This is a genomic window from Hymenobacter yonginensis (genome assembly GCF_027625995.1).
Lineage (GTDB): Bacteria > Bacteroidota > Bacteroidia > Cytophagales > Hymenobacteraceae > Hymenobacter > Hymenobacter yonginensis.
This window is the reverse complement of record NZ_CP115396.1, coordinates 1172673-1185849: the sequence shown is the minus strand read 5'-3', so window position 1 is coordinate 1185849 and position 13177 is coordinate 1172673. Positions and strand designations below refer to the sequence as shown.

Sequence of the window (13177 nt, the reverse complement as noted above, 5' to 3'; positions counted from 1 at the left end):
GCATGACGGTCAAGCGTCACTTGGTCAGTTCCTGAAACACCTGCTCCAGGTTCCGCTCTTCCTGACGCAGCCCCAGCAGCACCCAGCCCTGGGCAGCGGCCAGGCGCGAAATGGCGCCGCGCTGGTCGGAGCCGGCGGCGGCCCGGATGCGGTAGGTGTGGCCGGTTTCTACGTCCACGCTCCGGATGCCGGGCAGGGCCAGCAGCGGCGCGGGGTCAATGGCCTGCTCAAACTCGGCGCGGATGATGGTTTCGCGCAGGGCCTTGCCGCCCAGCTCTGCCACCGGCGAGTCGGCCACGAGCTGGCCGCGGTTGATGACGATGGCCCGGCTGCAGAGCGCGGCTACTTCGGGCAGGATGTGGGTGCTGAAAATGACGGTTTTGTCCTGACCCAGCTCCCGGATCAGGGTGCGGATTTCGCTGATCTGGTTGGGGTCGAGGCCGGTGGTGGGCTCGTCGAGGATGAGCACGCCGGGGTCGTGGATGAGGGCCTGCGCGAGGCCCACGCGCTGGCGGTAGCCTTTGCTCAGCGCCCCGATCAGCTTGTTCTGCTCGCGCCCCAGTCCTACCCTATCCACCAGCTGGCGCACCCGCTGGCGCAGCGTGCTGCCGCCCAATCCGTGCACCGACCCAATGAATTCCAGATACTCGTGCACGTACATATCGAGGTAGAGCGGGTTGTGCTCGGGCAGGTAGCCCACGCGGCGGCGCACTTCCAGCGGCGCCGTCTGCACGTCGTAGCCTTCGATGACGATGGTGCCGGCCGAGGGTGGCAGGTAGCCGGTGGCCATCTTCATGGTCGTGGACTTGCCCGCGCCATTCGGCCCCAGAAACCCCAGAATCTCGCCTTTGCTCACCGTGAAGGATATATCATTCACGGCCGCCTGGGTGCCGAAGAGTTTGGTCAGATGTTGAATTTCTACCATGTGCTGTGTAGGCGCGCTGTTGCGCGAAGCCTTTACTTCGCGTTTCGTTGCTGATATAAACGACCGGCCGCGTCGTTTCATGATACGCGAAGCAAAAGCTTCGCGCCGCTGCTATTTCGGCTGCGTGGGCCGCATCTGAATTTCGGAAATCATGGTGGCCTGCGGGGCTTCCAGCGTGTGCACGATGGTAGCGGCAATGTCCTCGGGCTGCATCTTGTGCGGGTTGGGCTCAGCGCCCGGCTCTATGCCGCCAAAGTTGGTTTCCACCGAGCCCGGCATCACGCACGTCACGCGCACGCCCTGCGGGCGCACTTCCTTGAACAGGGCATCGGAGAAGCCGCGCACGGCGTACTTGGTGGCGCAGTAGCCGGCCAGGTTGGCCGTGCCGGCCGTGCCCGCCAACGACGCCACGTTGATGATGTGGCCTTCCTTCTGCTTTTTCATCTGCGGCAGCACGGCCTTGGTGCAGTAGAACAGGCCGTGCACGTTGGTGTCGAACATGGCGTGCCAGTCGGCGGCCTCGAAGCCGTCAATCGGGCCGAAGTTGCCGATACCAGCGTTGTTGACCAGCACGTGCACCTTGTCGCCGAGCAGCTTGGTGGTGGTGGCGTAGGCCTTCTGCACGTCGGCTTCCTTGCGGATGTCGCACTTGATGAAGTGGAAGCGTGGGTGCTTGAAGTCGTCGGGGGCGGTGCGGCCCCAGCCGGCTACCTCGGCCCCTTTGGCCAGCAGCGCCTCGACGGTGGCGCGCCCGATTCCTTTGCTGACGCCTGTGATAATGGCTACCTTGCCGCTGAGTTCCATAGCTGAAGAATGATGGTTGGGCGTACGTTTGGAGTGCAAGTTAGTGGCCCCCGCGGGGTTTTACGTGTCGCGCTGGCCTTGGGGCTGAGTGTGGGGCTGTTAGCGTCGTGCGGCAGCGACGATTGCCTGACCAGTGCAGGCCAGGAAACCACCGAGCGCCGCGAGCTGCCCGCCTTCCACGACCTCACCGTGGCCGACAACGTAAACGTGACTTTGGTGCAGGACACGGCCACCTACGCCGAGGTGCGCACCGGCTCCCATCTGCAGGCCGACCTCAAGCTGGAAGTGCGGGGCCCGCGTCTGTTCATCAGCAACGAAAGCCGCTGCAACTGGGCCCGCAGCTACGACGTGGCCCACGACGTGGTGCTGCACCTGCCCCGCCTCATCAACATGGACCACACCGGCCAAGGCACCGTGCGCACCCAGGGCCGGTTCCGGGCCGACACCGCCTACTACCACATGAAAGGCACCGGCGACTACGACCTCGACCTGCAGAGCCGCTACCTCTGGCTCGACCAGTACGAGCTGGGCGACTACCGCCTGCGTGGCACCACCGACCAGCTGCTGCTCTCCGGCGGCGGGCTGGGCCGCTTCTACGCCACCGATATGCGGGCCCGCGCCTGCTACCTCAACCTGAGCATCTACGCCGGCAACGACATCTACGTCAACGGTTCGGAGGAAGTGCTCGGCACGCTGGCCGGCCCCGCCACCGTCTACTACTCCGGCAACCCCACCACCGCCAATGTGCAAGTGACGGGCAAAGGCAAAGTAGTGAAGCTGAATTAGGACTCGCAACGTCTACCCCATGATGATTGGACTGCCCGGCCCGCTGGAAACTGCCCTAAACCTCGTCTGTGCAGGTCTTTTTCTGCTTGTATTGTGGCGCGGCCGTCTTATCCGTACTGGCCGTTTTTTGCTGCCGGTGTTGCTGTCATGGCTGGGCTTGTTCGTGGGGTTGCTTTTCTACATTCAGCATTGGCTAGGCGCCCGCTTGGTGCTGAGCAGCAGTAGTGTGCTACTGCTGCTCAGCTACGGATTCTGGTTTGTGCAAAAACCACAAAAGACCCGACTGGATTACCTGAAGATGCTGCTGATTGCTTCTCTGGCTCTGTTCGGATTAAGCCTGGGCACACCAGTGAGGGCGGCGCTACCCACCATAAAAATGCTGCTGGCGGCCAGCTATTGGGGCGTTTTGCTGGACTTCGTGTACGTCACGTACGTGCGTCGCTCCCGGCCGGCCTAGCACCTACAAGTCCCCCAGCTGCGGGCGGATCAGCAGCTCCTCAATCACGGCCTGCGGCGAGAGGTTATAGGCGCCGAAAATGGCTTCTGCCACGTCCTCCGACCGGATGAAACGCTCCGCCGGCAAATCCACGCCTTCCCAGCTGGCGGTGAGGGTGGCGCCGGGCAGCACGGCCGTCACCCGAATCTGCTGCTCCTTCAGCTCTTCGCGCAGGTTGCGGCTGAAGCCGTACAGCGCGTGCTTGGCGATGCCGTAGGAGCCGCCGTTGGCGTAGGCCGCAATGCTGGCCGTTGAGCATATGTTGAAGATATGGCCCTGGCGGCGCGCAATCAGGCCGGGCAGCAGCGGCAGGGTCACGTCGTAGGCGCTGAGCAGGTTTACGGCCAGCATCTGGCGCAGCTGTGAGCCGTCGGCGGGCTCGTCCTGCAGGCGGCCGGGCAGAAACGAGCCGGTGTTGTTCACCAACACCTCCACGGCGCCGCCCAGGCCCAGCACGAAATCCGTGAAGCGGCGGCACTCGTTGGTTTCACTCAGGTCGGCGGGCAGCGTGTGCAGCACGGCCTGCGGAAACTGCTGCCGCACATCGGTTTGCAGGGCCGCCAGATCCTCGGCAGAGCGGGCACACGTAACCACCGGCCAGCCGGCTCGCAGAAAGCGCATCACTACCGCCCGGCCAATTCCTTTGGTTCCGCCGGTTACTACCACATATTTTTCCATTCCTTTGGTTGTTATTTCGGTTTTCACGTAAGTACGCGAGCCGAAATGCCCCATACACGCTGCTGCGCAAGTTCCTGCTTTTCCTCTCATTCTCCTTACCTCATGGTTAAGACCTTCGGCTCTTTCCTGCTGTTTATCCAGAGTATGCTCTCCCGCAAGGAGCGGTTTGCCGTGCTCTGGCAGCGTACCATCGACGAGTGCATCCTCATCGGTATCGATTCGGTGTTCATCGTGTCCATCGTGTCAGCCTTCATCGGGGCCGTAACGTGCGTGCAGATTGCCTACAACCTCATCAACCCGCTCATCCCGAAGAGCACCATCGGCTTCATGGTGCGCGAGATGACTATTCTAGAGCTGGCGCCTACCATCACCAGCATCGTGCTGGCCGGCAAGGTGGGCAGCAGCATTGCCGGCGGCCTGGGCACCATGCGCATCACCGAGCAGGTATCGGCACTGGAAGTAATGGGCATCAACTCGGCCTCCTATCTGGTGCTGCCGCGCATCATTGCTGCCATGCTCATGTTTCCGCTGCTCGTGATTCTGGCCATGATCCTCTCCATCATGGGCGGCTACCTGGCGGGCACGCTTTCTGGCGCCATGTCGGCCCAGGAATATATTGAGGGCATCCGCTCCGATTTTGTGCCTTACAACATTCTCTTCGCCCTGATCAAGTCAGTGGTGTTTGCCTTCCTAGTGTCGGCTATTTCTTCTTTCAAAGGCTTCTACACCGAAGGCGGCGCCTTGGAAGTAGGCGCCGCCAGCACGGGCGCGGTTACCAACTCCATCATTGCCATTCTGCTGGCCGACTACGCGCTGGCCGCCATTCTACTTTAAATTGTTGAATGGCTGTATGGTTAAATGGCTGGCTGTTTTGATAAGCCTGACTGACAATCCTTTAACCCTACAGCCATTAAGCCATTCACCCCATGATTGAGGTTCATAATATCCAGAAGGCGTTCAACGGCAACCCCGTACTGAAGGGCATCACCTGCACCTTCGAAACCGGCAAGTGCAACCTGCTGCTGGGTGGCTCCGGCACCGGCAAAAGCGTGCTGCTGCAGTGCATCGTAGGGCTGATGAAGCCCGACCTAGGCAGCATCACCTTCGACGGCACGGTGTTTACCAACAACAAGGTGGACATTCGGCAGGAAATCCGCCGCAAAATCGGGATGCTGTTTCAGGGCTCGGCCCTGTTCGACTCGATGACGGTGTATGAAAACACCGAGTTTCCGCTGAAGATGCTCACGCCGGAAATGAGCAAGGAAGAGCGCCGCGACCGGGTGGAGTTCTGCCTGAAGCGCGTGGGCCTGGAAAACGCCGGCAATAAAATGCCTTCCGAAATTTCGGGCGGTATGAAGAAGCGTGTGGGTATTGCTCGCGCCATTGCCCCCAACTGCACCTACCTGTTCTGCGACGAGCCCAACTCCGGCCTCGACCCCGCCACCAGCATCAAAATCGACGAGCTGATTCACGAAATCACCCACGAATACGGCATCACCACCGTCGTCATCACCCACGACATGAACTCGGTGGTGGAAATCGGCGACCATATCATCTTCATGCACAAGGGCCTCAAGCTCTGGGACGGCACCAAGGACGAAATCCTGACCGCCAAGGTGCCGGAGCTGCGCGAGTTCATCTTCAGCAGCAGCCTCGTGCGCGCCGCCAAGCGCGTCGACGAAGAATCGGAAGGCGGCCTGGAAGCGTTGGCCAACGAGCCGCTTTCAGAAGTGTAGCTTTCTGTTGTTGCGAGGATGGACGGAAGATCAGACAATCTTTCCCCGCGCCAAACCGAATTACCCTTACAAGCAAGCCCTCCGGCAGTAGTTCACTGAACTACCGCCGGAGGGCTCTGCTATTACCGTTGTCAGGCTCAGACGAAAGCAACGGGTGAGCTGTCCTTCATCCGCGCCCTGATAGCTACCATTGCTCGCGGCGGCGGAACTCCGTGATATGGGCCAGATGGTGCCGGCTGTGCCAGGAATACAGCGCCAGCGCCTGGTCCAAGGTGAAGTTGCGGCCGGAATCGGGGTGGTGGAAGGTGCGCTGCCACTGGGCCTCGGTGAGGTTGCGCAGCAGCCGCACCCAGCGGATGTGCAGCGCCTCCAGCAGCGCCAACGACACGGCCGGCGGCGTAGCCTCCACATCGGCCAGCTCGGCCCAGGCGGCTTCGTCGTAGGGCTTGATGGTGGGGTTGTCCTCGGTGAGGGCCAGCCGGCAGCGGGTGTAGGCGTTCAGGTGCGAGTCGGGCAGGTGATGAATGAGCTGGCGCACCGTCCAGCCGTCGGGGCGGTAGGGCGTGTCGAGCTGGGCGGGCGTGAGGCCGGCCACGGCGGCCCGCACCTGGTCGGGCAGGGTGGCCAGGTGGGCGATGTAAGCCGTGCGGCGGCCATGGTCCAGCGCCGCCTCAGGCAGCACGGGCCGGCCGATGGGGTAGCGGAGGTCGAAAGAAGCAGAATCAGACATAGTAAAGTTGGGTTGGGGGCGCAAAGTACGGCAGCCGGGCGCAGCCGCATCTTGGCAGGCCAAATTTCAGGAACGAAAAAGGCCTTCCCGGGCAGGAAGGCCTTTCATTAATTTCAGACAAGCCGCGGCTTAGCTGTCGCGCTTGTTGAGTTCGTCGCGAATTTTGGCGGCTTTCTCGTAGTCTTCGCGCTCCAGGGCCTGGGCCAGCATCTTAGTCAGCTCGTCCAAGGACACCTGGCCGCTGGGCTCGCGGGGCGTGGGAGCCGGCTTGGCCGGGCCTTCGTTGGTGTCGTCCTCGTCGTCATCATCCTCGTCGTCGTCCGAGTCTTCAGCGTTTTCGTCGAGGTCCGACAGAATGATACCGGCTTCGCTCAGCACGCTTTCCACCGTAAAGATGGGCACGCCGAAGCGCAGGCCGATGGCAATGGCATCGGAAGGGCGCGAGTCCAGCTCGAAGGTGGTGGCCCCGTCGGAGCACACAATCTTGGAGTAGAACACGCCTTCCTTCAGGTCGGAAATCAGCACTTCCAGGACGGCCACGTGCACTTGCTCGGCAAACGACTTGAACAAGTCGTGCGTGAGGGGCCGGTTCGGGTTAATTTTCTCTATCTGAATGGCAATGCTCTGCGCCTCAAACATGCCGATGATGATCGGCAGGCGTCGGTTGCCGGTCTTCTCCCCCAGGATGAGGGCAAAGGAACCCGACTGCGACTGGCTGGACGAGAGGCCCAGGATTTCGAGCGGTATTTTTTTCACAAGTAGGGTCTTGGTGAATTTGCTAATGCGAAGAATGTGAAAATGTGCGAAATACGGGAACGGCCGCAGCACAATTCCCGCATTTCGCACATTTCAGTCACATTAGTTCAGCTCTTTTACCGCTTGCGTGAGCTTGGGCAGCACATCAAATACGTCGCCTACGATGCCGTAGTCGGCCGCTTTGAAGAACGGAGCTTCGGGGTCTTTGTTGATGACCACAATCACCTTGCTCGAGTTCACGCCGGCCAGGTGCTGGATGGCACCCGAAATACCGCAGGCAATGTACAGGTTCGGCGATACGGTGATGCCGGTCTGGCCCACGTGCTCGTGGTGAGGGCGCCAATCCACGTCCGATACGGGCTTGGAGCAGGCCGTAGCCGCGCCCAGGGCCTTCGCCAGATCCTCGATGAGGTTCCAGTTCTCGGGGCCTTTCATGCCCCGGCCACCCGATACCACGAGGTCAGCCTCGGGCAGCAGAATGCCGCCGGCCTGATCCTGCATCACCACCTGCTTAGGCGCATCGGCGAAGTCGGCATCCGACAGCTGGGCCGAGAAGGCCTCTACTTGAGCGGTTTTGCCAGCCTGGTGCAGCGCTTCGATGGAGTTCTTTTTAACGGCAATGATTTTCCGGTCGCCGTCCAGCTTCACATCAGCAAAGGCTTTGCCCGAGAAGGCACCGCGCTTCACCGTGAACGAACCACCGTCGGTTTTGGGCAGCTCTACCACGTTGGTGGCAATGCTGGCCTGCAGCCGAATCGACAGACGCGAACCAACCGAAGCACCGATGTTGGAGTTAGCCAACACGATGATTTTGGCGTCTTCCTTCTGGGCGGCGGCCGCAATCAGCTTGGTGTAGGCACCGTTCACGAAATCCTTGAGGCGAGGCTCGGCGTCGTGCAGCACCTTGGTGATGCCCTGCTCGCCCAGCTTGGCCAGGTTGGCTTCGGTGGCTTCACCCACGGCGACGGCCGTGGCCGTGGTACCCAGCATCTGGGCTACCTGGCTGCCGTAGGAAGCTACTTCCAGCGAGGATTTCTTTACCTCGCCGCCGTCACATTCAACAACTACTAGTACAGACATTTTTCAGAGAGTTATGAGTGCTGAATGTTGAATTATGAATTTGCGAATGATGCAGCCAGACTACGTGAGCAATGCCAGACCAATTCATCATTACATAATTCAACACTCATCATTCTACTTTTTAGATAACCTTGGCTTCGTTGCGGAGCAGTTTGATCAGCTCGCCGGCGCTTTCGGCGGGGATGAGCTTCACGCCTTGCTTCTGGGGGGGCAGCGCGAAGGCGGCTACCTCGGTGCGGGCGGCGTCGCCGGTGGGCTCCACCACTTTCAGGGGCTTGGTGCGGGCCGTCATGATACCGCGCATGTTGGGGATGCGGGGCTCGCACATCGGCTGCTGGCAGGAAGCCACGAAAGGCGTATTCACCTCCACGATTTCCTTGCCGCCTTCGATTTCGCGCTCCAGCGTGGCGGTGTTGCCGCTCATATCCAGCTTCATGGCCGGGGCCACCGTCGGGATGCCGAGCAGCTCGCCCACCATGCCGTGCACCTGGAAGCCGTTGTAGTCGATGCTTTCCTTACCCATCAGAATCACGTCGTAGCCGCCGTCTTTGGCGATGCTGGCGATTTGCTGGGCCACGAAGAAGGCATCCTTCGGGTGGGCGTTTACGCGGATGGCGTCGTCGGCGCCGATGGCCAAGGCCTTGCGGATGTTGGGCTCGGTGTCGGCTTCGCCTACGTTGAGGACGGTAACGGTGCCAGCACCCTGAGCTTCTTTCAGCTCAATGGCGCGAGTGAGTGCATACTCATCCCAAGGATTAATCACGAACTGCACACCGGCTTTGTTAAACTCCTTGTTATCAGGAGTGAACGTGATTTTGGTGGTCGTGTCGGGCACGTTGCTGATGCAAACGAGAAACTTCATCTACGGCTGCTTATATGGAAGATACTAGGAGAAAGTGCCAAATTTGGGGCGAAGATACTCAAAACTACCGCCCCATGGAAACCGCGCCGAGCCGCCTGCAACAACTCCTGGCCTTTTACCAGGATGATCCTACCGACGCGTTTACCATCTACGCGCTGGCCACCGAATACCGCGTTACGGAGCCGGAAAAGGCCATGACGTACTACCAGAAACTACTCGACGAGCATCCGGACTACGTGGGTACGTACTACCACGCCGGCAAGATGCTGCAACAGCTGGAAAAGCCGGAAGAAGCGGAAAAAGTTTACCGCAAAGGCCTCACCGTGGCCCGCAAGGCCGGCCAGCTGCACGCCGCCAGCGAAATCCAGCAAGCCATGAACCAGTTGCTGGGCTTGGATTACGAGGACGAGGACTAAGGTGGCACAAGTTACTTAGAACGTCATTCCGAGCTTGCCGAGGAATCTCGCGTGCTGATGTTGTAATAGTAACTCAACGTCAGCACGCGAGATTCCTCGGCAAGCTCGGAATGACGTTCTGTTGCATCTTAGTTTTACCCACCTATCTGTTCAACCATCCCCATTTCCCATGAAAATTCTGCTGGTTGAAGATGAGCCTAAGGTGTCGGCGTTTATTAAGCGGGGGCTGGAGGAGGAAGGGTTTGAGGTGGAAGTGGCCTACGATGGGCGGTTTGGGCGGCAGTTGTCCCTCTCCCACTCCTACGAGCTGATTATTCTGGATGTGATTCTGCCCTACTTCAGCGGACTGGAAGTGCTGGAAGCCATCCGGGCGCAGGACCAGCAGACGCCGGTACTCATGCTCACGGCCCTGGGCACCACCCAGGACAAGCTGCACGGCTTCGGCGGCGGGGCCGATGACTACCTGGTGAAGCCTTTCGATTTTCCGGAATTGGTGGCCCGGGTGCGGGCCCTCACCCGCCGCCGTGGCCAGCAGGCTAAAAGCGCCGTGCTGCAGTTCGAGGACCTGACGCTGGACTCGGGGGCCAAAACCGTGACGCGGGCCGGGCAGCCGCTCAAGCTCACGGCCCGCGAATTCGGGCTGCTGGAGCTGCTGCTGCGCCACCCTGGCCGCGTGCTCAGTCGCGCCGAACTGGCCGCCGACGTGTGGGAAGACTCCTTCGACGCCGGCTCCAACGTGGTGGACGTGTACGTGAACTACCTGCGCAACAAAGTCGACAAGCCCTTCCCTCGCAAGCTCATCCACACGGTGGTGGGCATGGGCTACGTGCTGCGCGCCCAGGAGTGAGAAGTGAGAAAAGGAACGTCATTCTGAGCGAAGCCGGAGGCGAAGTCGAAGAATCTCTACCGCAATAGTAATCTTAGTCGTGAAGCAACGAAGCGGTAGAGATTCTTCGACTTCGCTCAGAATGACGTTCTTTTAGGGCCTTTGCCTCCCCTTCACAACTTCACAACTTCACCACCTCACCACTCCCCCATGACCATCCGGAACCGATTGACGTGGCTGTTTGTGGGGGTGGTGGCGGTGATTCTGCTGGGGGTGATGACGACGATTTATCTGCTGCAGGCCGATTACACCCACGAGGAATTTCACCAGCGCCTGCGCGACCGGGCCGAGGTGACGGGCTACGTATTTCTAGAGCAGGACGAGCTGCGGGCCGAGGCGTTTCGGGAGTTTCAGCGCCGCTATTTGCGCACCCTCACCGGCGAGGTGCTGCAGATTTACAACGACCAGCTGCAGCCCCGCTTCATCGAGCAGGATACCCGCGTGGCCATTCCCGACCACATCCTGACGCGCATCCTGACTGAAAAGGAGGTGTATTTTACGCTCGGCAACCGGCAGGCCATCGGGCTGTTCTACACCGATAACCAGGGCCAGTTCATCATTGTGGCCGCCGCTCAGAACCACTCCGGCACGGCACGGCTGGAACACCTGATCATGATTCTGGCCTGCATTTTTGTGGTGAGCCTGGTGGTGATTTACGTGGCCGGGCGGGTGTTTTCGGGCAAGGCCCTGGCCCCCATTGCCGCCGTCAACGACCAGGTGGACCGCATCACCACCCAGGACCTGCACCTGCGCGTGAGCGAGGGTATCAGCCACGAGCAGGACGAAATAACCCGCCTGGCCCGCACCTTCAACCGCATGCTGGAGCGGCTCGAAGACGGATTCGAAACGCAGCGCACTTTCGTCAGCAATGCCTCGCACGAGCTGCGCACGCCCCTCACGGCCACTATTGGCGAGCTGCAGGTGCTGCTGAACCGGGAGCGGGAGCCGGCGGCCTACCGGGAAGGCGTGGCCTCGGTGCTGTACGAGTTGCAGCAGCTGAAGCTACTCATCAACAACCTGCTCGACCTCACCCAAACCAACACCGGCGCCCGCGACGAAATCCGGCTGGATGAGCTGCTGGCCGAAGCCCGGGAAGCAGTGCTGCCGGAGCAGCGCCGCCGGGTGCAGCTCACGTTCGGGCAGCTGCCGGAGGATGCCGAGGCCCTCGAAATCCTGGGCAACCGCCAGTTGCTGAGCCGGGCCCTCACCAACCTGTTCGACAACGCCCTGAAATACTCCCCCGCCGACCAGCCAGTGGAAGTGCGGCTGGAATACCGGGCCGGCCGGCGCTACATCCGGGTGCAGGACTACGGCATCGGCATCAGCGAAAAAGCCCTGCCGCAGGTGTTTCAGCCGTTTTTCCGGGCCGATAACGCCCGTCATGTGGTGGGGCACGGCGTGGGGCTGCCACTGGCCCGCAAAATTATTCAGCTGCACGGCGGCGAGGTACACATCAGCTCTCAAACCGGGCAGGGCACGGTGGTGGAGGTGGAATTGTAGCGAGAAGGTTGATTGGTTGAACGATGTAGAGACGCAACACTTTGCGTCTCGTCGTTGCTGATGTTGTTTCTAAACTGCGCATCTCATCCATTGCCGATGTTGTTGAAGCTACGCGGCGGCGTGCAGTCCCAACCGTTCAACGACGAGACGCAAAGTGTTGCGTCTCTACACCGTTCTGCCCATCCTACGAACCAACACCATCAGCACGCGAGATGCTTCGGCTGCGCCTCTGCATGACGTTCTATCCTTCCTTATTCCGGCCTCTATTCTCAGACTTCGGAAGAAAATTCATCAAAAACTCACGCTCTAATCCGTTTCTAATGCGGCTCTAACCGGGTCCTAATACCGGCGGCGTAAGCTTGCACTTCACTCGTGTTGCTTACCCCATGACCCGATTATTCCACTTCGCCAGCCTGTTGCTATTACCCTCCGGCCTGGGCCTGGCCAGCTGTTCCGAAGAAGCCGCCGAAGCCGTAACGCCCGCCGCCGCGCCCCAGCTCACCAACCTCACCACCGATACCGTGCGTCTGGCCCCGGTGCAAACCCGGCTGAAGCTCAGCGGGCAGGTAGTTACCAATGCCGACCGCACCGCCCCCGTGTACCCGGTGGCCGGCGGCGTGGTGGAGTCGGTGCCCGTTACACTGGGCGACGAGGTGAGCAAGGGCCAGATACTGGCCGTGGTGCATAGCACGCGGGTGGCGGGGCTGGCTCAAGAGGCCCAGGTGGCCGCCGTCAACCTGGCTACCGCCCGCCGGGAGCTGGCGGCTACGGAGTCGATGCACGCCGATGGCATGGCCTCGGAGCGGGAGCTGGCCCAAGCCCGGGCGGCGTGGCGCACGGCCCAGGCCGAGGTGAGCCGGGTGCAGCAGCAACAGGCGGTGCTGGGAGCCTCGCAGGAGCGGTACGTGGTGCGGGCCCCGCTGGCGGGCACCATCACCGCCAAGCACGTCAGCGCCGGTATGCAGTTTGAGCCGGGGCAGGTGGATGCCCTGTTCACCCTGGCCAACCTGGATGAAGTGTGGGTGCTGGCCGATGTGTTCCAGGCCGACATTGCCGGCGTGCGGGTGGGCGTGCCCGCCGAAATCCGGACGCTAGCTTACCCCAATAGGGTATTTACCGGCCAGGTTGATAAGGTATTCAACCTACTGCACGCTACCAGCAAGAGCCTGCAAGTGCGGGTGCGGCTTCCCAACCCCGGCCACCTGCTGAAGCCCGGCATGTACACCCAGGTGCAGCTCACCCGCACACTGCCCGAGCAGCTACCCACCGTGCCGGCCGGCAGCTTGGTATTCGCCAACGGCCACCGCTACGCGCTGGTGCTGCAGGAATCGGGGAAGGTGGAAACCCGGGCGGTGGAAACCGGCCCCACGGTGGGCGGCGTGAGTTTCGTGCGCAGCGGCCTGACGCCGGGCGAGCAGGTGGTCACCGGCAACCCACTGCTTATCTATAAGGAACTCAATGATTAGGCCCGACGAACCAACGACCGGGGCGGCGCGGCAGTGGGTAGCCCGGGCCATGTGGA

Annotated in this window: 15 protein-coding genes; 8 read left to right on the top strand and 7 right to left on the bottom strand. The window is 61.1% G+C overall.

Annotation, left to right across the window (positions count from 1 at the left end; translation table 11 throughout):
• Positions 1-16: 16 nt before the first annotated feature.
• Both gldA and O9Z63_RS05110 read right to left on the bottom strand, forming a co-directional pair.
• A complete protein-coding gene (gene gldA, locus O9Z63_RS05115) occupies positions 17-925 on the bottom strand; it encodes a gliding motility-associated ABC transporter ATP-binding subunit GldA (protein ID WP_270128255.1) in 909 nt (302 codons plus the stop codon).
• A 111-nt stretch (positions 926-1036) separates the two neighbouring features.
• The gene (locus O9Z63_RS05110; RefSeq protein WP_270128254.1) at positions 1037-1729 is read right to left on the bottom strand and encodes an SDR family oxidoreductase; all 693 of its coding nucleotides are present in this window, start codon (positions 1727-1729) and stop codon (positions 1037-1039) included.
• Positions 1730-1738: 9 nt separating this feature from the next.
• Here O9Z63_RS05110 and O9Z63_RS05105 point away from each other — a divergent pair, with 9 nt between their 5' ends.
• Positions 1739-2515, top strand: coding sequence for a GIN domain-containing protein (locus tag O9Z63_RS05105; RefSeq protein WP_270128252.1), 777 nt, complete (start codon positions 1739-1741; stop codon positions 2513-2515).
• A 19-nt stretch (positions 2516-2534) separates the two neighbouring features.
• Entirely contained in the window at positions 2535-2972 is a 438-nt protein-coding gene (locus O9Z63_RS05100) for a hypothetical protein (RefSeq protein WP_270128251.1), read from the top strand.
• Between the two features lie 3 nt (positions 2973-2975).
• Here the strand turns inward: O9Z63_RS05100 and O9Z63_RS05095 are convergent, their stop codons facing one another.
• Positions 2976-3689 (bottom strand): SDR family oxidoreductase, encoded by a 714-nt coding sequence (locus O9Z63_RS05095; protein ID WP_270128250.1) that lies wholly within the window; start codon positions 3687-3689, stop codon positions 2976-2978.
• 102 nt (positions 3690-3791) lie between these two features.
• Here O9Z63_RS05095 and O9Z63_RS05090 point away from each other — a divergent pair, with 102 nt between their 5' ends.
• Together O9Z63_RS05090 and O9Z63_RS05085 are read left to right on the top strand one after the other, a co-directional pair.
• Complete coding sequence (locus O9Z63_RS05090; RefSeq protein WP_270128249.1) at positions 3792-4523, top strand: MlaE family ABC transporter permease; 732 nt, start codon at positions 3792-3794, stop codon at positions 4521-4523.
• A 92-nt stretch (positions 4524-4615) separates the two neighbouring features.
• A complete protein-coding gene (locus O9Z63_RS05085; RefSeq protein WP_270128248.1) occupies positions 4616-5425 on the top strand; it encodes an ABC transporter ATP-binding protein in 810 nt (269 codons plus the stop codon).
• 184 nt (positions 5426-5609) lie between these two features.
• Here O9Z63_RS05085 and O9Z63_RS05080 read toward each other — a convergent pair whose 3' ends face one another.
• The 4 genes from O9Z63_RS05080 to O9Z63_RS05065 form a co-directional block, all read right to left on the bottom strand.
• A complete protein-coding gene (locus tag O9Z63_RS05080; protein ID WP_270128247.1) occupies positions 5610-6155 on the bottom strand; it encodes a YfiT family bacillithiol transferase in 546 nt (181 codons plus the stop codon).
• Positions 6156-6284: 129 nt separating this feature from the next.
• The gene (locus O9Z63_RS05075) at positions 6285-6911 is read right to left on the bottom strand and encodes a bifunctional nuclease family protein (RefSeq protein ID WP_044012883.1); all 627 of its coding nucleotides are present in this window, start codon (positions 6909-6911) and stop codon (positions 6285-6287) included.
• A 102-nt stretch (positions 6912-7013) separates the two neighbouring features.
• A complete protein-coding gene (locus O9Z63_RS05070; RefSeq protein WP_270128245.1) occupies positions 7014-7991 on the bottom strand; it encodes an electron transfer flavoprotein subunit alpha/FixB family protein in 978 nt (325 codons plus the stop codon).
• A 121-nt stretch (positions 7992-8112) separates the two neighbouring features.
• A complete protein-coding gene (locus tag O9Z63_RS05065; RefSeq protein ID WP_270128244.1) occupies positions 8113-8853 on the bottom strand; it encodes an electron transfer flavoprotein subunit beta/FixA family protein in 741 nt (246 codons plus the stop codon).
• Between the two features lie 74 nt (positions 8854-8927).
• Between O9Z63_RS05065 and O9Z63_RS05060 the strand changes: the two genes are divergently transcribed.
• The 4 genes from O9Z63_RS05060 to O9Z63_RS05045 all read left to right on the top strand — a co-directional run bounded on the left by O9Z63_RS05060 (position 8928) and on the right by O9Z63_RS05045 (position 13121).
• Entirely contained in the window at positions 8928-9269 is a 342-nt protein-coding gene (locus O9Z63_RS05060; RefSeq protein ID WP_125436548.1) for a tetratricopeptide repeat protein, read from the top strand.
• A 169-nt stretch (positions 9270-9438) separates the two neighbouring features.
• Positions 9439-10116 (top strand): response regulator, encoded by a 678-nt coding sequence (locus tag O9Z63_RS05055; RefSeq protein ID WP_270128243.1) that lies wholly within the window; start codon positions 9439-9441, stop codon positions 10114-10116.
• A gap of 189 nt (positions 10117-10305) precedes the next feature.
• Positions 10306-11655, top strand: coding sequence for an ATP-binding protein (locus tag O9Z63_RS05050; protein WP_270128242.1), 1350 nt, complete (start codon positions 10306-10308; stop codon positions 11653-11655).
• 386 nt (positions 11656-12041) lie between these two features.
• Entirely contained in the window at positions 12042-13121 is a 1080-nt protein-coding gene (locus O9Z63_RS05045; protein WP_270128241.1) for an efflux RND transporter periplasmic adaptor subunit, read from the top strand.
• The last annotated feature ends 56 nt before the right edge of the window (positions 13122-13177 follow it).